Consider the following 20,326-nt stretch of genomic DNA (forward strand, 5'->3'; position numbering starts at 1 on the left):
AGGCTCACGGTGTGTGGTCGTTGACGTCGGTGTTGTACTCCCCCTGCAAATTTATGCCGAGCACCTTGCTCAGCTTCGCCACTTCTGCCGAGATCACTCGGTTCTTTCCCCGACCGAGCCTGCTGTGCTGCCAGTCGCAGTCGTTCGAGCCCCCGAGTCGGCTCCGGAGGACCGAATTGGCCCCACCGGGAAATGCCCGGAAGGGCACATCTCGGGGCAGAACCCCGCGCACGCCGACCGGCATGTCCCGGGAAGGCAGGGCCTGGTTGCCCGGGAAGGCAGTCGTGTTGCCCTCGGTGGGGGTCGGGCGGACCTGTTCGCGCGCGTCGCCGGGCGCGAGGCTCTGGGCACGCCACACCTCAGACGAAGGAGCGAACATGCCGTCGTACCTGTCCCCTGGCGTGTACGTCGAGGAGGTCCAGAACGGGGCCAGACCGATCGAAGGGGTCGGGACCGCCGTCGCCGCTTTCGTCGGCTTCGCACCTCAGGGGCCGTTCCACCAGCCGACGCTGGTGACGAACTGGAGCCAGTACGTGCAGACCTTCGGCGGCTTCGACGATGGCTACCTCGCACACGCCGTCTACGGCTACTTCGCCAACGGCGGCGGCACCGCCTACGTCGTCCGCATCGGCGGGCCCGCTGCGGCGCCCGACGCAGCCCCGGCGACGCCCGTGGAACTCGGCGGCCTGCGGGTCTCGGCGCTGCCCGGTGCGGGCGCCGACATCACCGTCGAGGTCGCCGACGCCGAGGGCGAGAACCCGCCGGAGGACCGGTTCCGGCTGCTGGTCGGCCAGGGCGGCAAGGTCGTGGAGACCTACGACGTCTCGACCAAGAAGAACGTCAAGAGCTACGTGGTCACCCAGGTCCGCGAGCGGTCCAAGCTCATCGAGGTCGCCGAGCGGTCCAGCGCGGCGCTGGCCAGGCCGGAGAACCAGTCGGTCACGATCGCCGCGACGCCGCCGCGCGAGTCGAAACCGGCCACTGTGGACGCCCAGGAGTACGTCGGGGACCTCGCCGCGCGCACCGGCTTCGGCGGGCTGGAGACCATCGACGAGATCACCATGGTCGCCGTCCCCGACCTGATGAGCGCCCACCAGCGCGGCCTGATCGACGCCGAAGGCGTGAAGACCGTGCAGCTCGCGGCGATCTCGCACTGCGAGCAGATGGGCGACCGCGTCGCGGTGCTCGACGCTCCCCCGGGCCTCAACGCCCAGCAGGTGCGGAACTGGCGGATGGACCAGGCGGGCTACGACTCGCGGTACGCGACGCTGTACTACCCGTGGATCAAGGTCTTCGACCCCGCCAGCGGGCGCAACACGCTGGTCCCGCCGAGCGGCCACATCGCCGGCGTGTGGGCGCGCAGCGACGCCGAGCGCGGCGTGCACAAGGCCCCGGCGAACGAGGTCATCCGCGGCGCGGTGGACCTGGAGATCAACCTGAGCAAGGGCGAGCAGGACCTGCTCAACCCGATCGGCGTGAACTGCGTCCGCGCGTTCCCCGGTCGCGGCATCCGCATCTGGGGCGCCCGGACGCTGTCCTCGGACCCCGCCTGGCGCTACCTCAACGTCCGCCGGCTGTTCAACTACCTGGAGGAGTCGATCCTGATCGGCACCCAGTGGGTGGTCTTCGAGCCGAACGACGACCGGTTGTGGTCGAGCATCCGGCGAAACATCTCCGCGTTCCTGCACGAGGCCTGGCGCGACGGCGCGTTGTTCGGGCGCACCGCCGAGGAGGCGTTCTTCGTCAAGTGCGACCGGGAGAACAACCCGCAGGAGTCGATCGACCTGGGGCAGGTCGTGTGCGACATCGGCGTCGCCCCGGTCAAGCCCGCCGAGTTCGTGATCTTCCGGCTCTCCCAGTTCTCGGACAGCACCAGCCTGCTCAGCGAATAGCCCAACAGCACGGAAGGCGGCGGATAAGCCATGGCACAGGGCGACAGTCTCGCCACGCACCGGTTCGGTGTGCAACTCGGTGGCATCACGGTGGAATCGGTCAAGGAGATCAGCGGCCTGACCGTCGAGCAGGACGTGATCGAGACCCAGCAGGTCACGCCGACCGGCGAGCGGATCAACAAGAAGCAGCCCGGCGGTCAGAAGGGCGGCGAGGTGACGATCACCCGCGGCATGGACCAGAGCGCCGAGTTCACCGACTGGATCAAGAAGACGCTGCTGGACGGAAACGTCGAGGTCGCGCGGGAGAACCTGACGATCGAGATCCAGGACTCCAAGGGCGAGACGGTGCGGCGGATGCAGCTCTTCGACGCCTGGGTCAGCAAGTGGGAGGGCCCGTCGCTCACCGCGGGCGAGTCCCAGGCGGCGACGGAGAAGGCCACCATCACGTTCGAGCGGATCGAGGTCGAATGAGGCGACGCATCGCGTCGCTCGGCGAGCTCGACGAGGTCGCGGGCAAGGGACAGGCGGCGGACACCCGCCCGGCCCCGGCCGAGCAGGCGACACAGCACGACGAGTTCGAGTTCGAACTCCCCCGCGGCTACGTGCACTCCGACGGCACCGTGCACAAGCACGGCCGGATGCGGCTGGCCACCGCGAAGGACGAGCTCCGGCCGCTGATCGACGTGCGGGTCAAGGAGAACCCGGCCTACCTCAGCGTGGTGCTGCTCAGCCAGGTGATCACCCGGCTCGGCGGCCTCACCGAGGTGCACACGAGCCTGGTGGAGAACATGTACGCCACCGACATCGCGTTCCTGCAGGACTTCTACCGGCGGATCAACAGCGAGGGGCACACCAGGGCGGGGGTCACCTGCCCGTCCTGCGGCACGGCGTTCGAGGTCGACCTCGCCGGTGGGCGCCTGGGGGAATCGTGACGTACGCGGTCGACCGGCTGCACGAGGAGGTCGCGTACGTCGCCTACCACTTCCACTGGCCGCGCGAGGAGATCCTCGAACTCGACCACCACGAACGACGGCGTTGGGTCCGCGAGATCGCGCGCATCAACACCAGGGTGAACGAAGGCGGGTGACCGGGTGAGCCTGTGGGACCTCTTCCGCCGTCGTCGCGGCGGCGCGCGGCGCGAGGACGGCTCGACGCGACCTGCCACCACAGCGCCCGGCTGGGACGGCGGGTGGCGGCGGACCGCCGCCAATCCCGGCGTGATCCAGCGTGCCGGGATCGGCGTGACCGCGGCCATGCGGTTCCGGGAATCCGTGACCTCGTTCCAGGCCCACGGCGTGATGACCGGGCTCGGGCACAGCCTCCGGGCAGGCGCGCCGTCCGGTCTCGTGCACGGCCTGCTCCGCCCGGCTGCCGGCGTTCCCGTGCAGCGCTCGGCGGCCGAGGCGCCGCTGGACCACTCCCCGGCATCCGTTGCCCCGGCGGAATCCCCTGTCGCGGGAGGGACTGCTGCTTCGGTGCGGGCACGGCGGCTCTCTCCGCCGCTGACCGTGGCCCGGCTGGCGACGCCGCTCGCGCCGCGGCCCTTGCGCGCGGTGGGGCCGCGCCCGAGTACCACGCCCGACCAATCATCCATAGTGGATGGTTTACATCCAGGCGACAGGACGGCTGTTGCGCCGGAACCGGTCGTGCAGCGCCAGGTTTCACCGGCCAAGCCCGACGCCGCGGCGCGATCAGGTCCTGGCGAACCGTTGCGCGCCCTTCCGCCCAGCGCTGTGGTCTTCCCCGACGCGGACCGCGCGCAGGACCAGCCCCCGGAGGCCGCCGAGTCGGCATTGCCGCTGGCGAGCACCGACCCGGCGCCATCCCGCACCGGCGAGCATCGTGCGGTCCAGCGGGTCACGAAGACCTCCGCGCGTGATGCTCGGGGAAGCCAGTCCCCGCCCCGGGTTCGCCCCCGGTTGGGCATCGGAGCGCCGATCGCCCAGATCCCGCCCTCCGCGACACCTGCCGGAACGACCAGCGCCGAAAACCGCCCGACGCCCGCCGAGTCGGCGGCACCGCCCGTTGACTCTCCTGTTGTGCAACGGAAACCGGCCAGCGCGGCGACCGGAGCTGAGGCTTCCGCAAGCCCGGAGAGCGGCTCTCCAGCGACGGTTCGCCCCGACTCCTCGGACCCGGTTGAGCCGCAGCGAATCACGCCTACATCGCAGCCGCGCAATGCGCCAGGGGAAGCGGGTCCCATGGTTCAGCGGCTCGCCGTGACGCCGACATCGCCGCCAGAGCCCGAAGCCCGCAACGCGCAACCGCCGACGAGCGGCTCCGAAGCCCCGCCGCAACCAGCCCTTGCCGAGCCGGACAACGCGGCCGAGAGCTCGCACGAACGAGCCGGAACCCCACCGCGAACTGCATCGGCAGACGCTCGGGTCGCGCCGCTGATCCACGAGTCCGCGGAATCCGCGGTGGTGCAGCGGCTTGCGCACGCTGTTTCCCCCGGCGAAGCGTCAGAACGGCCCGAACCCGTCGACGCGCACTCGCCCGAACTCGTCGTCCCGCGCTCAGCCCGAGACGCGACCCCGGCCAACCTCACCCAAGCGGTGGCCCGGAACCAGGAGGCCCCCAATTTTAGGCAAAATCAGGACGCTCCCAATTTTAGGCAAAATCGGGAGGTTTCCAATTTTAGGCAAAATCGGACGGCTCCGAACCCTGGCCTTCCGGTCGGGGATGCCGAGGCAGAACCCGGGCCAGGTCCAGTGGTCCAGCGCTCCGTCCGGGGTCAGCGCCAGGGGCCTGCCACGGTCACGCCTGGAGCCGGGGATCTGACGGCACGGCTTCACTCACCGGAAGGCGATGCGCCGACCGCACTCCCCCTGACCGGGGTTTCCCCCGCTCCGGGCTCCGATGCAGCCGCCGCTGTCGTCCAACGCCAGGTTGGGGCATCCGAATCCTCGCCCCCGAACAGCCCGACGACGCAGGCCGGGACCCACGAATCCGTCCAGCGCATCCTGCCGCTGCTGTCGGCGCGGCCGCTGACCGCGCGAATCGGGCAGGACCCGGGCGTCGGCGCGGCGCGGAGCCCTCAGCAACCCGCCGCACGACCGGTGGCACCGGTGCGCTGGAACCACGCCGACCCGGCAACGCCGTCCGGGATCACTCCGCCGCGGCCCGTGCCGAGCACGCCGGTGCAGCGAGCCCGGATCTCGGCCGCTCCCCCGGCATCCAGCACTCCGGTACAGCTCGCCCCGCTCCCGCCACCACCCGGCGGTGAAGCCCTGCCGCGCGCTGCGGTGACACACCAGGCCGCTGAAACTCCGCACGACATCGGCCCGGGCGCACACGAAGTCCTGCCGGTGTCCCGATCGGCGGCTCCAACCGTGCAGCGCACAGCCCCGGTCGATCAGCCCGCGGAGCGGCAGAAGACCGTTGCGCCGAAACCGGTCGCCGCGTCGAGCCCGATTCCCGGTGTCCCGGCGGGAGTTCCGGTCACGGTGGTCCAGCGCAAACCCGAGCCGGCCGCCACCGGCGAGCAGGACGCCGCCCCGGCCGGGGTGGGCGGCTCCGGCGGGCAGGACATCGACGAGCTCGCTCGTCGCCTGATCGAGCCGGTGGGACGGCTGCTGCGCGCCGAGTTCCGCCACGGCAGGGAACGAATCGGGCGGCTGCACGACCGCCGCCGCTAGCACGTTCGGAAGGAGTGTTGCCGGTGCCTCAGGAGATCTTCGCGTCCAGCGTGTTCTTCCGGCTGGTCATCGGGGGCAACGACCTGGGCAGGTTCAACACCTGCTCCGGGCTCGGCGCCCAGGTCGAGGTGGAGCAGTTCGCCGAGGGCGGCAACAACGGCTTCACCTGGCAGCTGCCCACCCGGATCACCTGGACCAACATCACGCTGACCCGCCCGGTCACCAGCGACACCACCAAGATCTCGCGGTGGCTCGGGCAGATCATCCAGCGCGCCGAGCGCAAGAACGGCGAGATCGTCGCGCTGAAGCCGGATCTCACGCCCATCGCCCGGTGGCAGGTGGTCGGCATCATCCCGGTCAGCTGGCAGGGCCCGTCCTTCGACCCGTCCAACGCGCAGGCCGCGGTGGAGACGCTGGAAATCGCCCACCTGGGCCTGCAACCGTCGTGAGAGGAGGGGCCGGATGGCCGCCGCACCGGGCAACAACCTCGCCCGCGCCCAGCTGCTGATCATGGAGCCACCAGCGAAGGTCGGCGCGAAACCGGGCGCGACGATCAAGCGGGTCCGGTTCCAGTTCAACCCGAACAAGCTCGCGCTGACCAAGAGCACCGAGTGGCGGCGCAAGCCGTCCCGCATGGCACCCGACGCGGCGTTGCCCGAATTCGTCGGCAGCGGCCCGCGTTCCCTCTCCCTCGAAGTGTTCCTGGACGCCACCGACAAGCACGACGGCTCGGTGGAGAAGAAGATCGAGGACCTGATGGTGGCCTGCGTCCCGACGCCGAAGAGCCTGGCCAGCAAGAAGCCCGCGAGCCCGTGGGTACGGTTCGAGTGGGGCACGGCCAGGACGACGTCTTTCAACGGTGTGCTGTCGAGCTTCTCGGTCGACTACTCGCTGTTCGACGTCGACGGGAAGCCGCTGCGGGCGACCTGTTCGCTGGGCATCGAAGAGGCCAGCGTCGACACCCCGGGCCAGAACCCGACCTCGGGCTCCGAGAACACCCGCCGCACGCACCGGGTCGTCGCCGGCGACAGCCTGCCGCAGCTCGCCTGGCACGAGTACGGCGACGCGACGGCGTGGCGGATCATCGCCGAGGCCAACGAGATCGACGACCCCATGATCCTGGTGCCCGGCGCCGAACTGCTGGTACCCGCCTTCGACGACGGACAGGACGGTGCGTGATGGGCGGAAAAGAGGGCGGGCGTTCCGTCGCCGCCGATCCGATCGTGGCCACGCCCGGCCCGCTCCCCCCGGCCTGGCAGGAACAGCTCACCAGCTGCGTGGTCGACGAGAACGTCGGCCTGCCCGACGCGGCCCTGCTGACCTTCCGGGATCCCAACCACGAGCTGCTGACCGCGACCGGCATCACCATCGGCTCGCCGCTGACGGTGTCGGTCGCCACCACCGGCAGCCAGGCGCCGAAGCGCCTGTTCACCGGCGAGGTCACCGGCCTGGAGCTGGACACCGACGGCACCGGCTCGTTCACCGTGGTGCGGGCTATGAGCAAGGCGCACCGGCTGATGCGGGGCCGGAAGGTCACGGCGTTCCGCAACATGACCGCCGCCGCGATCGTGCGGAAGGTCGCGACGGGCGCGGGTCTGCGGGCCGGCCGCATCGACGCCAAGCCGATCACCTACACCCAGCTCTCCCAGGCGAACGTGTCGGACTGGGAGTTCCTCCAGAACCTGGCGCAGGAACACGGCGTCAACGTGCGGGTCGACGAGAAAGGGCGGCTGGACTTCGCCGCGCTCAAACCGGCCGCCAGCGCTCCCTCGCCCACCACCCCGGCGACCAAGAGCCCGTTCGTCCTGGAATACGGCCGGAACCTGATGGCGCTGCGCGCGGCGCTCACGGCCGTGGACCAGGTCGACAAGGTCGAGGTGCGCGGCTGGAACGTGGCCACCAAACGTCCTTTGATAGCCGAGGAGAACGCGACCAGGAGCACGACCGTGCGGCCGGGGCTCACCGCGGCGGAGGCGACCGGCAAATTCGGCAAGGGCGCCCGGATGCGCGTCACCGACACGCCCTACGGCACGCAGGCCGAGGCCACGGCGGCGGCACGCGCGCTCGCGGCGTCGATGAGCGCGGGGCTCGGCGAGATCGAAGCGGTCGCGGAGGGCAACCCGGAATTGCGCGCGGGGGTGCCGGTCGCGCTCGGCAACGTCGGGCCCAAGTTCTCCGGGCGGTTCACCGCGACGGCGGTGCACCACGTGCTGGAGCCCGGGAACGGCTACCGCACCACGGTGCTGGTCAGCACCTCCCCCGACCGGTCGCTGACCGGGCTGGTCACCGGCGCCAACGCGCCGGACCGGGGCCCGCGCATCCCGGGCGTGGCCACCGGGATCGTCACCGACATCAAGGAGGCCGGCGGGGCCCAGCGGGGCTGGGTGAAGCTGAAGTTCCCGTGGCTCGACGACGACTACGTGACCGACTGGGTCCGCACCGTGCAGCTCGGCGGGCAGGGCGGTGGCGGCGTGTTCAGCCCCGATGTCAACGACGAGGTGCTGGTCGGCTTCGAGCAGGGCTGCCTCGACAAGCCCTACGTGCTCGGCGGGCTCTACAACGGCCGGGACAACCCGTCGCCGCACGACCTGCCGCTGGTCGACCGCACCACCGGCAAGGTCAACCGGCGTTCCCTGGTGTCGCGCAAGGGACATCGGCTCGAACTCATCGACTCCACCACCGGTGCGCCGGGGATCCGGCTCACCAGCGGCAACAAGCGGCTGGACATCCGGATGGACGAGAAGCGGCGGACGATCGACATCACGGTGTCCGCTGTCGGCGGCCGGCGGGCGCTGAGCACGGTGTCGCTGACCGACCGCGGGATCACGCTCGACGCCGGTACCGGCGACATCACCCTGACCGGCAAGTCGGTGTCGATCGACGCGAAGACGTCGGTCTCGATCAACGGCCGGACCAACGTGGGAATCGACGGCGGCGCGATCGCCACGTTGCGCGGCCGCATGGTCCACATCAACTGATCAGACCGATTCCGCGAGCTGACAAGGAGTTCCCGCGATGCCACCCGCAGCCCGGATGGGCGATCCCACCTCCCACGGAGGCACCATCGGCCAGCCTCCCGCGGCCGCCGCCCTCAAGGTGGCCACCGTGCTCATCGGCGGCAAACCCGCGGCGGTGACGGGAAGTCAGCACGTGTGCCCGCTGCTGCCGCACACCGTGCTGGGCGCGGGGAACGTGCTCATGCCGAGCCCGCCTCGCTCCGGTGTGGTGCTCATCGGCGGCTTGCCCGCCGCGCGGATGAACGACAAGACCACCTGCGGCGCGACCGTGGTCATCGGGGCGCCGAACGTGCTGATCGGGGGCCCGCTGTGAGCGAGCGCTTCATCGGCCGCGGCTGGGCCTTCCCGATGCGGGTCGGGGCGACCGGCGGCATCGCGATGGTCGAGCGGGAGCAGGAGATCGAGGAGGCGATCCGACTCGTGCTGGGCACCGCGCCGGGCGAGCGCCCGATGCGCCCGGAATTCGGCTGCGGCATCCACGAGTACGTGTTCGCCCCGAGCGACGGCGCCACCGCCGGGCGCATCGCACAGGAGGTGCGCAGCGCGCTGCGACGCTGGGAACCCAGGATCGACGTGACCGACGTGGTCGTCGCGTTCGACACCGTCGAGGAAGGCGTGCTGTACATCGACGTGCACTACACGCTGCGCGCCACCAACGACCGCAGGAACCTCGTCTTCCCCTTCTACACGATCCCGCACAGCGCGGCGGAGGAGGACGCGGACTGATGGCCCTGCCCCTGCCGAACCTGGACGACCGCCGCTTCCAAGAACTCGTCGACGAGGCCAAGCGCTACGTGCAGCAGCGCGCCCCGGAGTGGACCGACCACAACGTCTCCGATCCGGGCGTGACCCTCATCGAGACGTTCGCGCACATGGTGGACCAGCTCATCTACCGGCTGAACCGGGTGCCGGAGAAGAACTACCTGGCGTTCCTCGACCTGCTCGGCGTCCGCCTGTTCCCGCCGGCGGCGGCGCGGGCCGACGTGACCTTCTGGCTTTCGGCCGCCCAGCCGGAAACCGTGCTCCTCCCGCTGGGCACCGAGGTCGCCACCGCGCGTTCGGAGACCGAGGAGGCGGTCGTCTTCGCCACCACCGACGAACTGCCCATCGTGCCCTGTGAGCTGACGACGCTCGTCACGATCTCGGCCGCCGGGGCGCAGCAGAACCACACCGGCGACCTCGACGCGGGCAAGGACGTGCCGTGCTTCCAGGCGGAACCGGCCGTCGACGACGCCATGCTGTTCGGCCTCAGCAACGCCGTCCCGCGCTGCGTGGTCGCGGTGCGGCTGGACAGCCAGGTCGAAGGCATCGGCGTCGATCCCCGGCAGCCGCCGCTGGTGTGGGAGTCGTGGGACGGGGTGCGCTGGACGGAGTGCGCGGTCTTCGACGACACCACCGGCGGCCTCAACCGGCCCGGCGAGGTGGTGCTGCAGGTGCCCGCCGGGCACGCCCTGTCGTCGGTGGCGGGCGTCCGGGCGGGCTGGTTGCGCTGCCGCGTCGTGGCCCCGGAACGGAACCAGCCGTTCTACTCCGAGTCGCCGACCGTCCGGGTGGCGGAGGCGTTCACCATCGGCGGCACCACGACCGTCGAGCACGCCGAGACCGTCACCGACGTCGCGCTGGGCCTCTCCGAAGGCGTGCCGGGCCAGCGGTTCCGGCTCGACCGGGCGCCGGTGCTCACCGACGCGGAGCCGATCGTGGTGCAGGTCGCCGCGGACGACGGCTGGCAGGACTGGCACGTCGTGGAGCACTTCGGCAACTCCGGCCCCGCCGACCGGCACGTCACGCTCGACGCGACGAACGGCGAGTTCCTCTTCCCGCCCGCCGTGCGCGCGCCGGACAGCACCTTGCGCCGGTTCGGGGCGGTGCCGCCCAAGGGCGCGCACATCAGGGTGCCGAAGTACCGCACCGGCGGCGGTCGATCGGGCAACGTGGCGCGCGGCGCGATCTCGGTGCTGCGCAGCTCGGTGCCCTACGTGGCCGATGTCGAGAACCGCGAGGCCGCCGGCGGCGGCGTCGACGGGGAGACCGTGTCGGAGGCGAAAGTGCGCGCGCCGCACCAACTTCGGGTGCAGGAGCGGGCCGTCACCGCCGCGGATTACGAGCAGATCGCGTGGCAGGCTGCGCCGGCCGCGGCCCGGATCCGCTGCCTGCCCGCGGGCGCGGAGCACGAGCCGGGCGCGGCCCGCGTGCTGGTCGTGCCGAACGCCGTGGCCGACGCGGGCGACCAGCTGCGCTTCGAGCAGCTGATCCCCTCGTCGCAGCTGCTCGCCGCGATCGCCGCCCGGCTCGACGAGCACCGGCTGCTGGGCACCCGCCTGGTCGTGGAGCCGCCGTTCTACCAGGGCATCACCGTCGTGGCGCGGATGCGTTCCGCGGAAGCCGACGTGAACCGGGTGAACCGGGACGCCGTCGCCGCGCTCTACCGGTACCTCAACCCGCTGCGCGGTGGCGCCGACGGCACCGGCTGGCCGTTCGGGCGACCGGTCCAGGTCGGCGAGGTCTTCGCCGTGCTCCAGCAGGTCGAGGGCGTCGAGCTGATCGACGAGATCCGGCTGTTCCCGGCCGATCCGATCACCGGGCAGCGGGGCACGCCGGTGGATCGCGTCGAGCTGGCCGATCACGCGCTGGTCTTCTCCCACCAGCACCAGGTGCTGGTGGGTTCCGGGGATCCGGCGGAAGGCCCGGGCCCGCGATGAGCCGCCGCGCGGTACCCGACCTGCCCAGCCGCTACCCGCTCGGCGACCTGCTGCCCGCGCTGTACGCCGGGGACGACTTCGCCCAGCGGTTCACCGCCGGCCTGGACTCGGTCCTCGCCCCGATCCTGTCCACTATGGACAACATCGCGGGCTACTTCGACCCGCGCGTGGCGCCGGAGGACTTCGTGTCCTGGCTGGCCGGCTGGGTCTCGGTGGAACTCGACCCGGCGTGGCCGCCCCCGCTGCGGCGGGCGGTGGTGATGCGCGCCGTCGAGCTGCACCGCCGCAACGGCACCGTGCGGGGGCTCGTGGACCGGCTTTGGCTGTGCGCCGGGGTGCACGCGCGGGTGCTCGACGGCCCGGGCGCGGTGTGGTCGACCCGGCCGGGCACCGCGCTGCCCGGCAACGCGATCACCCGGGCCGTGGTCCAGGTCTGGCCGGGCCGCTCGGCGGTGGACCGCAAGCAGGTCGACGCGGTGGTCGAGGCGGCCTGCCCGATCCACCTCACCTGCACCGTCGAGGTCCTGCCGGGGCCGCCACAACGGGAAGGGGTATGACCCGATGCGCTCCTGTTCGACGTGCGGCGCCCAAGTCGCCCGCGGCGAGGACTTCTGCACCACCTGCGGCGCCTACCTGGGCTGGGACAAGGGCACCGAACCCGAACCACTCGCCCCGGACCCGTCCGCCCCAGATCCGTCAGCGCCGACGGCACGCATCCCGGTCCCGCCGCCTCCTATCCCGGCGGCACCCGAGCCACCTGCGGAACCGGTCGCCGAGCCGGAGCAACCGGCCGCCGTGCAACCGGCGAAGCCCGTCGCGCCACGGCCCGAGCCGAACGCGCCGGTCGCGGAGCCCGCTCCCGAGGGCCCGCCGTGCGGCGCGTGCGGCGCCCCCAACCCGCCCGAACGGCGGTTCTGCATCCGCTGCGCCGCGCCGCTCGCCCCGGATTCCGAAGCGCCGCAATCGAATCGCGCACGCCGGCGGCGGCGCCGGATCGATCGTGGCAAGGTGTGGCGGCGGCTCGTCGTCCTCGCCGTGCTGATCGCCCTGGTGATCGGCGGCGTCCTGTTCTACCCGACCGGCCGGGAGATCGTCGAGGACGTGCTCGACAAGACCTTCGGGGCGGCGCCGATCGGACCGGTGAGCTCCAGCGCCAGCGGCGAGATGCCCGACCACCCGCGCGGCAAGGCCGTGGACGGGCTCAGGGACGTGTACTGGGGAACCGAGCGGCCCGGGGAATGGGCCGAGTTCAACTTCGATCACCCGTTCCGGCTGGTGGGCGTGCTGGTGAGCACCGGGCCGTCGCGGAAGGACGAGGAGTTCCGCAGCCAGGCCCGGCCCGCCCGGCTGGAGATCACCGCCACCAGCTCCGGCGGCCGGACCCGCACCGAGACCGTCGACGTGCCCGACAGCCCGACCCCGTACGAGGTCCGCATCAAGACCAGCGACGTGGTCAGGGTCCGGGTGCACATCAAGACGGTGACCGGCCTGACCGAGGGCAAGCACATCGCACTGGGCGAGATCGAGTTCTTCGGGCGCAAGTGACCCCCGGCTACTGCTCCAGGGGACGGACGGTGAGGCTCTGCTGCGCGGTCCCGATCGGGCCCCGGACGTCGTGCAGGACCGTGCTGGTGAGGCCCTGGCCGCGGCCGCCGAAGACGACGGTGGTGTCCAGCCCGGTCCAGCGGCCTTCCGGCTGTCGGTAGAGGTGGATCGACAGGTCGACGTTGGGGAACATCCACTTGGTCGGCTCCTGCCGCACGGCGATGCCGTTGGCCGTGTCGACGAGCGCCACGTAGGACGCCACCGGGCCGACCGGTTCGCCGGCCACCAGGTCGGTCCGGGTGGACACCCATGCCGCGTTGCGCCCGGGCCGAGGCGTGCCGGCGGGCCGGGTGTCCAGCGACGCGATGAAGCCGCCCGGCCACAGGGAGTTCATCGGCCAGGGCGCCAGCGACTCGGGGTCCGGCAGCGGATCGGGTTCGCCCCCGGCGACCGCGCTGGTGTCCAGCTCCGCCAGGAACCACGCGCGGGCCCGGACCACGGGGCGCCCGGCGATGATCGCGGTGGCCTCCACCAGCTCGATGGTGCGGCCCGGCCGGGTCGTCTCCACCTGGATCTCGAACTCGTCGAGCGCGATCTTGCCCAGGATGTCGAAGCTGACGCGGCTGATCAGCAGCTCGGGGCGGCCGGCCCGCGCGCGTTCGATCGCGTGGACGAGGATCCCGCCCACCGGGCTGAAGTGCTGCTCGTCGTTGCGCCACGCGCCGCTGGCGTGAGCGGTCGGCTTGAAGCGGTGCGCGTCGAGCCGCTCGAAGTAGCTGGGCGTGCTCTCGGGTGCCTCGGGCAACGCGGTTCTCTCCCCACTCGTGGCCGGCGCGACGGTCAGGACTACAGGATATGGACCGGATGGCCTAACGAGCGGTGAGGATCGCCACAGCCGCCGCGAGCACAGCGGTCAGTTCGCGAGGTCTTCGCTCGGCCGCCGGCGCTTCGGGACCTCGATCGCCTCGACGATCACGCCGACGGTGTCCTGGGTGTCGAAGTAGGCGAATCCGCCGTCGCCGTCGAGGCCGTAGCCCCGCCCGGACTGCAACAGCGGGATGCCGCCGGCCCGGAAGTCCTCGATCGCACCGGCGATCGAGTCGACGTGGAAACCGAGGTGGTGCAGCCCGTGGCCGTGCTCTTGGAGCCATTCGTGGTAGATGCTCGGCCCGCGCAGCGGCTCGATCAGTTCCACCTGCGGTCCGGTGCCGGCCAGGGCGACCCGCATCGAGAACCCGGCCGCAGCGCCCCGGTAGGTGAGGTCCCGCACCGTCCCGGGCCCGTAGGTGTAGACGAGCCAGTCGTCTTCGCCGAGCAGCGTGCCCCAGGTTCGCATCCCGGCGCGCAGGTCCGGCACCAGGATGCCCACCTGCGCGACCGGCCGGGACCGCAAGCTCGGCGGCAGGAGTTCCTTCCGCGCTGGATCCATGTTCTCGGTTCTCCTCTTCGGGTTGGTGGACGGACCGCGTCCTGATTGGACAGATCGCGGGCGCGGGAACCCCGGATGCCCGTGGCGGGAGCCGCTCGCTCAGGAGGCCGCGACGCGTTCGGGTTGCGACTCTCCGGCACGGACGCCGGCGGTCTCGTGCAGCCGCCACGCGGACAGGAACGTCACCAGCCCCATCAGGACCAGGAACACCGAAACCGAGGCAGAGGTGCCGGTCGTGGCGAACAGCGTCGTCATGAGGAACGGCGTGCCACCGCTGACCACGATCGCGCCCAACTGGTAGGCCAGGGACGCGCCGGAATAGCGGATCCGCGGTGGGAACAGCTCCGCGAGGTACGCGGCGAGCGGACCGTAGGTCAGGGCGGAGCCGATCAGGCCGACCGTGGTGGCGACCGCGATCAGCGGCAGCGATGCGGTGTCGACCAGCCAGAAGAACGGGAATCCCCAGAGCGCGACCAAGCCGGAACCGGCGAGGATCAGCGGCCGGCGGCCGAACCGGTCCGACAGCGCACCGCTGATCAGGATCGCGAACACCATCACACCGGTCGCCACCAGCGAGATCATCAGCAACGGCGTCCGGGCCACGCCGAGGGTTCGGGTCGCGTAGTCCAGCAGGCCCGAGATGCACGCGTAGAAGATGGCGTTGGTGGCGAACAGCAGACCGGTGCCGAGCAGCACGATCCGCTTGTGGTTGCGCAGCACCTCCGACAGCGGCGCCTGCTCGACCGCCGCGGAGTTGGCCTTGCGCTGCTGCTCGAGCTGCCGGTAGACGGGGCCGTCCTCGACCTTGAGCTGGATGTAGAGCACCACCGGTGCCAGCACTGCGCTGGCCAGGAACGGGATGCGCCAGCCCCACGAGGTGAACGCCTCGGTGCTGGTGGCGGCGGTGACGGCCAGGAACACCACGTTGCCCAGGATCACGCCCAGCGGCACGCCCATCTGCCCGAACGTGCCGGCGAAGCCGCGGCGCTTGGGATCGGCGTTCTCCGTCAGCAGCAGCACGATCCCGCCCCACTGGCCGCCGACGGCGATGCCCTGCAGGAAGCGCAGCACCACCAGCGCGATCGGCGCCAGTACGCCGATGGCGCTGCTGGTGGGCAGCAGACCGATGAGGAACGTCGCCGATCCCATCATCATCAGGCAGATCACGACGGCCCGTTTCCGGCCCACCTTGTCGCCCAGGTTGCCGAAGATCAGCCCGCCGATCGGGCGCGCGACGAAGCCTGCCCAGAACGTCGCGAACGACAGCAGCACTCCCACCAGGGGCGAAGCGCCGGGGAAGAACAGCGGCCCGAACACCAGCGCCGCCGCGGTTGCGTAGATGAAGAAGTCGTACCACTCGATCGAACTGGCGATCAGGCCGGCGGCCATCAGCCGGCGGCCGGCTCTGGGATCGAGTGCCTCGGTCGTTGCGGCGTTCTGCGCCATGGTCGGTCACCTCGTTGTGAGTTAAGGGAGAACTGCTTCGGAGCGCGTCGGAGTAGCACCGCGTCCGGTGGTCGCGGTGTCGTCGGGTGAGTCGTTGCCCGATCAGGCCATGTGCAGGCCGCCGTTGACGTGGATGACCTCGCCCTGCACGAAAGCGGCGGCGGAACCGCACAGGAAGGCCACCACGGAGGCGACCTCGCCGGGCTTGCCGAGCCGGCCCATCGGAGTGGCCGAGATCAGGTCCCCGCCCTTGGCGGCGACGAGGTCGTTCGTCATCGGCGTTTCGATGATCCCGGGCGAAACCACGTTGATCCGCGCGCGGTCGCCCAGTTCCCAGGCCAGGCTCCGGGAGAAGGACAGCAGCGCGCCCTTGGTGGCGGCGTAGTGGGCGTGCCGCGCGCTGCCGCGGTGCCCGGCGACGGAGGCGATGGGCACGATCGAGCCGCCGTGGTTGAGGTGCGGCAGGGCCGCGCGGACGAGGAAGAAGACGCCGTCGAGGTTGATCGACACGACGCGGTGCCACTGCTCGTCGGTCATCTCGGCGACCGGCTGCTCGGGGTAGATCCCGGCGGCGGGAACCAGGTGGTCGATGCCGCCGAACCGCTCGACCGCGAGCCGGACGAACTCGTCGTTGGCGGCGGAGGAAGCGGCGTCGAGCACGAAGGTGGCGGTGCGGGCACCGGTTGGATCCAGCGTCGCCGCCAGCTCGTGCAGGGCTTCCCCGTCGAGATCGCCGAGCACGAGGTTCGCGCCCGCGTCGAAGAACTGCCGGGCGATCTCGCGGGCGATGGAACCGCCCGCCCCGGAGAGCACCAGCGTTTTTCCTTGGAAATCAGTCATGTTCGTCCTCGGCGAAGAGTTCTGGGTGCTTGGCCAGTTCCAGGCGGGTGCGCCGGATGTGGCCGGTGAGGAAGCGCTCGGCGTCGACGGTGTCGGCGCGCTTGACCGCTTCGATGATGAGCCGGTGCTCGAAGTTGATGAGCTGGTTCCCCGCCGAGTCGATGACCCGCGCGTAGGCGCGCCGGTAGTGCTGGGTGGTGTTCCAGAAGCGGTGCACCATCGCGGTGAGCTCGCGGTTGCCGCATCCGGCGTAGGTCGCCAGGTGCAGTTCGCGGTCCAGCAGCAGGAACCGGTCGACGTCGGTGTTGTCCTCGATCTCGTCCTGGATCCGCTCCATGCGGGCGATGTCGCCGGCGGTGAGGTTCGGGACGCTCTCGCTGAGCGCGAGCGGTTCGATGCGTTCGCGGATCTTGTAGATCCCCTCGCACTCGTTCATGTCCAGTTTGGACACCCAGGCGCCGGTGTTGGACTTCAGCACCGCCAGGCCTTCGGCGGCCAGGATCCGCAGCGCCTCGCGGACCGGCAACCGGCTGGCGCCGAGCCGGGCGGCCACGTCCTCCTGCCGGATCCGCGCGCCGGGCGCCAGTTCCCCGCTGAGGATCATGCTCCGCAGGTGCTCGGCGACCCGCTGGCTCGCCACCGTCGACGCCGTTGCCTTCTCGGACACCATCTCTCCTAGTGCTCTAGCCCGGTACTACCCGCTGAGGTTGCCACAGGAGGACAGGGGCGTTTTCCTCGTAGGCCTTTCCGTCCGGGTAGGACACCAGCTCCAGCTGCATGCCCCACGGCGTCAAGAAGTACACCCACCGCTGGCCCGCGCTGGCGCCGGAGCTGGTCGTCGGCTCGCCCAGCACGCGGACGCCGTGGCCGCGCAGGTGCTCGACGGCCGCATCGAGGTCGGTGACGTAGAAGGCCAGGTGGTGGCCGCCGACGTCGCTGTTGCGCGGCTGGGCCGTGCGCTGGTCCGGCGCTTCGTACTCGAAGATCTCGAAGTTGGGTCCGTTGGCACACCGGAAGAACCGCAGTTCCCGCATCACCGCGCGGGGATGCACGTCCAGGTGCTCGGCCATCCAGTCGCCGTCGGAGCGGAACGGGCCCAGGGAGTACACCAGCTCGCAGCCGATCACGTCCACGAAGAACCTGGTGGCCTCTTCCAGGTCGGGCACCGTGAATCCGACGTGCTCCACACCGGCCAGGCCGGGCAGCCCGCCGGGGCGCGGTCCGGGCATCGCGACCATCACCTCCACATCGAGGGGAACGACCATTGGATCCAATGGCGAAGTTGCGACAAGTTTCAGCCAGCTCCACCGACCTGTCAATACGCAGTTTCAGAGGGCGCTTCAGCGCGAGGACCGGGCACGTGCGAGCCACGACGACCTGAACCACAAGTGTTCCGATTTCACGCGAAATCGCCACCGACACCCGGGCCCGGGCGCCTTCGGGGCGGCCTTTCCCGGAGCCCTGCTGAAACGACCCCTCAGGCAGGGCTTGAACCACGCGCTCGCCGACTCGGGACTTGAAAATGGATCCAATCGATGTCACCGTTGGATCCATCTTCCGCCCGCCGCGCCGATAGCCGCGGCCGGCGCCCCGCCATCCCTGAAGGACGCCCGGCCCCCGCCGGGTCGCACAGGAGAGTGCCATGCCTGAACACCGCAAGCTGACCGCGTCATCGCCGTGGATCGAGGTGACCACCACCGAGCAGGACTGGAAGGCCGCCGACCCGCAGTTGCTGCGGTCGATGTTCGCCCAGACGCTGCTGATCCGGGCCTTCGAGGAGTACGTCCTCGAACTCGCCGGCCAGGGCCTGATCCACGGCCCGGCGCACTCCAGCATCGGGCAGGAAGGCGGGGCCGTCGGCTCGATCCTGCCGCTGACCAGCAGCGACTTCGTCAACGGATCGCACCGCGGGCACCACCAGTTCCTGGCCAAGGCGCTCGGCCACGTCGCGCCGGAGGGCATCGACCCGCGGCAGCCGGCCGACCCGGCGGTCGCCGAGGTGCTGTCCCGCAGCCTGGCGGAGATCTGCGGACTGTCGCGCGGCTTCTGCCGCGGCCGCGGCGGCTCGATGCACCTGCAGTGGAAGGAAGCCGGGGCGATGGGCACCAACGCCATCGTCGGCGGCGGCGTCCCGCAGGCGGCCGGGTTCGCGTGGGCGGCCAAGCAGGCCGGGACCGACGCGGTGTCGGTGACCTACTTCGGCGACGGGGCGGTCAACATCGGCTCGGTGCTGGAGACCATGAACCTCGCCGCGGCGTGGCGGCTGCCGGTGTGCTTCTTCATCGAGAACAACCGGTACGCGGTATCCACCCACGTCGACGAGGTGACCGCCGAGCCACGCCTGTCGGCGCGCGGCCTCGGGTTCAACATCCCGAGCTGGCGGGTCGATGGGATGGATCCGCTGGCCGTGCACCTCGCCATGACCGAGGCCGTGGCGCACATGCGCTCCGGCGCGGGCCCCACCATCGTCGAGGCCGACGTCTACCGCTACTTCCACCAGAACGGGCCGTTCCCGGGCAGCGCGTTCGGCTACCGCACCAAGGCGGAGGAGCAGGAGTGGCGGGCCCGCGACCCGCTGGCCCGGCTCGCCGAGCGGCTGGTGGCGCGCGGCATCCTCGGCGCCGACGACGTCGAGGCCGCCACCGAGCGGGCCAAGCGGCTGATGGCGTCGATCGGCGACGAGATCCTCGAAGCCGACCCGCAGGGCAAGCCCGGCCAGCGGCGGATCAAGCCCGGCGAATGGCCGGACCCGGCGTTCCGGGACGTCGGGGTGCGCGGTGACCTCGGCGAGTTCACCGGCGCCCGCACCGCCGACCGCGACACCTTCACCGGCCGCACCGCCCGGCGCAAGTTCATCGATGTGGTCTCCGAGGTGATGCGCCGGCGCATGGACGTCGACCCGGTGGTGGTCCTCGGCGAGGACGTGCACCGGCTCAAGGGCGGCACCAACGGGGCCACGCGAGGCTTGGCCGAGGCGCACCCGGACCGGGTGCTCGGCACGCCGATCAGCGAGAACGCCTTCACCGGCCTCGCAGGCGGCATCGCCCTCGACGGGCGTTACACGCCGGTCGTCGAGCTGATGTACGCCGACTTCATGTGGGTGGCGGCCGACCAGATCTTCAACCAGATCGGCAAGGCGCGGCACATGTTCGGCGGCGACAGCGACGTCCCGCTCGTGCTGCGCAGCAAGGTCGCGATGGGCACCGGCTACGGCTCGCAGCACTCGATGGATCCCGCCGGGATCTTCGCCACCGCGCCCGGCTGGCGCATCGTCGCCCCCTCCACGCCGTTCGACTACGTGGGACTGATGAACAGCGCCCTGCGGTGCAAGGACCCGGTGGTGGTGATCGAGCACGTCGACCTCTACGGCTCGGTCGGCGAGGGCCCCGTCGACGACTTCGACTACTGCCTGCCGGTCGGCAAGGCCGTGGTCCGCCGCACCGGCTCGGACATCACCGTGCTGACCTACCTGGCGATGACCGGGTACGCCCTCGACGCGGTCGAGCGGCTGGGCACCGTCGACGCCGAGGTCATCGACCTGCGCTGGCTGGACCGGGCCAGCATCGACTGGGAGACCATCGGCGCCAGCATCCGCAAGACGAACAACGTGCTCATCGCCGAGCAGGGCCCGCTCGGCACCTCCTACGGCTCGTGGCTCGCCGACGAGATCCAGCGCCGCTTCTTCGACTGGCTCGACCAGCCGGTGCAGCGGGTGCACGGCGCGGAGGCCTCGCCGAGCATCAGCAAGGTACTCGAACGCGCCGCCATCGCGCAGACCGACGAAATCGTCGACCGGCTCAAGAACATCACCGGCCGCTGA

At 71.0% G+C, this 20,326-nt stretch carries 21 protein-coding genes; 14 read left to right on the forward strand and 7 right to left on the reverse strand.

All coding sequences use genetic code 11. The features are described 5' to 3' along the window. Window positions 1–4 precede the first annotated feature (4 nt). The gene (locus E1288_RS11105) at window positions 5–379 is read right to left on the reverse strand and encodes a hypothetical protein (RefSeq protein ID WP_132483982.1); all 375 of its coding nucleotides are present in this window, start codon (window positions 377–379) and stop codon (window positions 5–7) included. On the opposite strand from E1288_RS11105, the gene E1288_RS11110 reads away from it, so the two are divergent. The 13 genes from E1288_RS11110 (at window position 378) to E1288_RS11165 (ending at window position 12,791) form a co-directional block, all read left to right on the forward strand. Continuing rightward, entirely contained in the window at window positions 378–1,892 is a 1,515-nt protein-coding gene (locus E1288_RS11110) for a phage tail sheath family protein (protein WP_132483984.1), read from the forward strand. The genes E1288_RS11105 and E1288_RS11110 overlap by 2 nt on opposite strands. 30 nt (window positions 1,893–1,922) lie before the next feature. After that, the gene (locus E1288_RS11115) at window positions 1,923–2,363 is read left to right on the forward strand and encodes a phage tail protein (protein WP_132483986.1); all 441 of its coding nucleotides are present in this window, start codon (window positions 1,923–1,925) and stop codon (window positions 2,361–2,363) included. Then, window positions 2,360–2,824, forward strand: coding sequence for a hypothetical protein (locus tag E1288_RS11120; protein ID WP_132483988.1), 465 nt, complete (start codon window positions 2,360–2,362; stop codon window positions 2,822–2,824). Before E1288_RS11115 ends, E1288_RS11120 begins: the two co-directional genes overlap by 4 nt. Next, entirely contained in the window at window positions 2,821–2,979 is a 159-nt protein-coding gene (locus E1288_RS46855) for a DUF6760 family protein (protein ID WP_165968071.1), read from the forward strand. The genes E1288_RS11120 and E1288_RS46855 overlap by 4 nt, the downstream gene beginning before the upstream one ends. Window positions 2,980–4,960: 1,981 nt before the next feature. Further along, a complete protein-coding gene (locus E1288_RS11125; RefSeq protein ID WP_132483990.1) occupies window positions 4,961–5,530 on the forward strand; it encodes a hypothetical protein in 570 nt (189 codons plus the stop codon). A 23-nt stretch (window positions 5,531–5,553) separates the two neighbouring features. Continuing rightward, the gene (locus E1288_RS11130) at window positions 5,554–5,979 is read left to right on the forward strand and encodes a phage tail protein (protein WP_132483992.1); all 426 of its coding nucleotides are present in this window, start codon (window positions 5,554–5,556) and stop codon (window positions 5,977–5,979) included. A gap of 13 nt (window positions 5,980–5,992) precedes the next feature. Then, window positions 5,993–6,709: a CIS tube protein gene (locus E1288_RS11135; protein ID WP_132483994.1), complete on the forward strand. Its 717-nt coding sequence runs from the start codon at window positions 5,993–5,995 to the stop codon at window positions 6,707–6,709. After that, a complete protein-coding gene (locus tag E1288_RS11140; protein ID WP_132483996.1) occupies window positions 6,709–8,508 on the forward strand; it encodes a VgrG-related protein in 1,800 nt (599 codons plus the stop codon). The genes E1288_RS11135 and E1288_RS11140 overlap by 1 nt, the downstream gene beginning before the upstream one ends. 37 nt (window positions 8,509–8,545) lie before the next feature. Next, a complete protein-coding gene (locus E1288_RS11145; RefSeq protein ID WP_132483998.1) occupies window positions 8,546–8,860 on the forward strand; it encodes a PAAR domain-containing protein in 315 nt (104 codons plus the stop codon). Then, window positions 8,857–9,273 carry a GPW/gp25 family protein gene (locus E1288_RS11150; RefSeq protein WP_132484000.1) on the forward strand — a complete coding sequence of 139 codons (417 nt, stop codon included), beginning with the start codon at window positions 8,857–8,859 and terminating at the stop codon, window positions 9,271–9,273. Before E1288_RS11145 ends, E1288_RS11150 begins: the two co-directional genes overlap by 4 nt. Then, window positions 9,273–11,246: a putative baseplate assembly protein gene (locus E1288_RS11155; protein WP_132484002.1), complete on the forward strand. Its 1,974-nt coding sequence runs from the start codon at window positions 9,273–9,275 to the stop codon at window positions 11,244–11,246. Before E1288_RS11150 ends, E1288_RS11155 begins: the two co-directional genes overlap by 1 nt. Further along, window positions 11,243–11,803 (forward strand): phage tail protein, encoded by a 561-nt coding sequence (locus E1288_RS11160; RefSeq protein ID WP_132484004.1) that lies wholly within the window; start codon window positions 11,243–11,245, stop codon window positions 11,801–11,803. The genes E1288_RS11155 and E1288_RS11160 overlap by 4 nt, the downstream gene beginning before the upstream one ends. 4 nt (window positions 11,804–11,807) lie before the next feature. Beyond that, window positions 11,808–12,791 carry an NADase-type glycan-binding domain-containing protein gene (locus tag E1288_RS11165; RefSeq protein ID WP_132484006.1) on the forward strand — a complete coding sequence of 328 codons (984 nt, stop codon included), beginning with the start codon at window positions 11,808–11,810 and terminating at the stop codon, window positions 12,789–12,791. Between the two features lie 7 nt (window positions 12,792–12,798). Here the strand turns inward: E1288_RS11165 and E1288_RS11170 are convergent, their stop codons facing one another. The 6 genes from E1288_RS11170 to E1288_RS11195 form a co-directional block, all read right to left on the reverse strand. Beyond that, window positions 12,799–13,596, reverse strand: a complete 798-nt coding sequence (locus tag E1288_RS11170; protein WP_132484008.1) for a thioesterase family protein — start codon at window positions 13,594–13,596, stop codon at window positions 12,799–12,801. Between the two features lie 108 nt (window positions 13,597–13,704). Continuing rightward, complete coding sequence (locus tag E1288_RS11175; RefSeq protein WP_132484010.1) at window positions 13,705–14,220, reverse strand: VOC family protein; 516 nt, start codon at window positions 14,218–14,220, stop codon at window positions 13,705–13,707. 99 nt (window positions 14,221–14,319) lie between these two features. Further along, window positions 14,320–15,666 (reverse strand): MFS transporter, encoded by a 1,347-nt coding sequence (locus E1288_RS11180; RefSeq protein ID WP_132484012.1) that lies wholly within the window; start codon window positions 15,664–15,666, stop codon window positions 14,320–14,322. Between the two features lie 102 nt (window positions 15,667–15,768). Further along, window positions 15,769–16,506: an SDR family NAD(P)-dependent oxidoreductase gene (locus E1288_RS11185; RefSeq protein ID WP_132484014.1), complete on the reverse strand. Its 738-nt coding sequence runs from the start codon at window positions 16,504–16,506 to the stop codon at window positions 15,769–15,771. Then, a complete protein-coding gene (locus tag E1288_RS11190; protein ID WP_132484016.1) occupies window positions 16,499–17,173 on the reverse strand; it encodes a GntR family transcriptional regulator in 675 nt (224 codons plus the stop codon). The genes E1288_RS11185 and E1288_RS11190 overlap by 8 nt, the downstream gene beginning before the upstream one ends. Window positions 17,174–17,189: 16 nt before the next feature. Then, complete coding sequence (locus E1288_RS11195; protein WP_235883480.1) at window positions 17,190–17,771, reverse strand: VOC family protein; 582 nt, start codon at window positions 17,769–17,771, stop codon at window positions 17,190–17,192. 377 nt (window positions 17,772–18,148) lie between these two features. Here E1288_RS11195 and E1288_RS11200 point away from each other — a divergent pair, with 377 nt between their 5' ends. Next, a complete protein-coding gene (locus E1288_RS11200; RefSeq protein WP_132484018.1) occupies window positions 18,149–20,326 on the forward strand; it encodes an alpha-ketoacid dehydrogenase subunit alpha/beta in 2,178 nt (725 codons plus the stop codon).

The organism is Saccharopolyspora elongata (assembly GCF_004348985.1).
In the GTDB taxonomy this organism is placed as follows: Bacteria; Actinomycetota; Actinomycetes; order Mycobacteriales; family Pseudonocardiaceae; genus Saccharopolyspora; species Saccharopolyspora elongata.

Coding starts and splice junctions, on each gene's coding strand:
- E1288_RS11185 (WP_132484014.1), bottom strand. CDS start 16,506: ATGACTGATTTCCAAGGAAAAACGCTGGTGCTCTCCGGGGCGGGCGGT.
- E1288_RS11135 (WP_132483994.1), top strand. CDS start 5,993: ATGGCCGCCGCACCGGGCAACAACCTCGCCCGCGCCCAGCTGCTGATC.
- E1288_RS11110 (WP_132483984.1), top strand. CDS start 378: ATGCCGTCGTACCTGTCCCCTGGCGTGTACGTCGAGGAGGTCCAGAAC.
- E1288_RS11105 (WP_132483982.1), bottom strand. CDS start 379: ATGTTCGCTCCTTCGTCTGAGGTGTGGCGTGCCCAGAGCCTCGCGCCC.
- E1288_RS11115 (WP_132483986.1), top strand. CDS start 1,923: ATGGCACAGGGCGACAGTCTCGCCACGCACCGGTTCGGTGTGCAACTC.
- E1288_RS11165 (WP_132484006.1), top strand. CDS start 11,808: ATGCGCTCCTGTTCGACGTGCGGCGCCCAAGTCGCCCGCGGCGAGGAC.
- E1288_RS11195 (WP_235883480.1), bottom strand. CDS start 17,771: ATGGTCGTTCCCCTCGATGTGGAGGTGATGGTCGCGATGCCCGGACCG.
- E1288_RS11155 (WP_132484002.1), top strand. CDS start 9,273: ATGGCCCTGCCCCTGCCGAACCTGGACGACCGCCGCTTCCAAGAACTC.
- E1288_RS11160 (WP_132484004.1), top strand. CDS start 11,243: ATGAGCCGCCGCGCGGTACCCGACCTGCCCAGCCGCTACCCGCTCGGC.
- E1288_RS11180 (WP_132484012.1), bottom strand. CDS start 15,666: ATGGCGCAGAACGCCGCAACGACCGAGGCACTCGATCCCAGAGCCGGC.
- E1288_RS11140 (WP_132483996.1), top strand. CDS start 6,709: ATGGGCGGAAAAGAGGGCGGGCGTTCCGTCGCCGCCGATCCGATCGTG.
- E1288_RS11200 (WP_132484018.1), top strand. CDS start 18,149: ATGCCTGAACACCGCAAGCTGACCGCGTCATCGCCGTGGATCGAGGTG.
- E1288_RS11145 (WP_132483998.1), top strand. CDS start 8,546: ATGCCACCCGCAGCCCGGATGGGCGATCCCACCTCCCACGGAGGCACC.
- E1288_RS11120 (WP_132483988.1), top strand. CDS start 2,360: ATGAGGCGACGCATCGCGTCGCTCGGCGAGCTCGACGAGGTCGCGGGC.
- E1288_RS11175 (WP_132484010.1), bottom strand. CDS start 14,220: ATGGATCCAGCGCGGAAGGAACTCCTGCCGCCGAGCTTGCGGTCCCGG.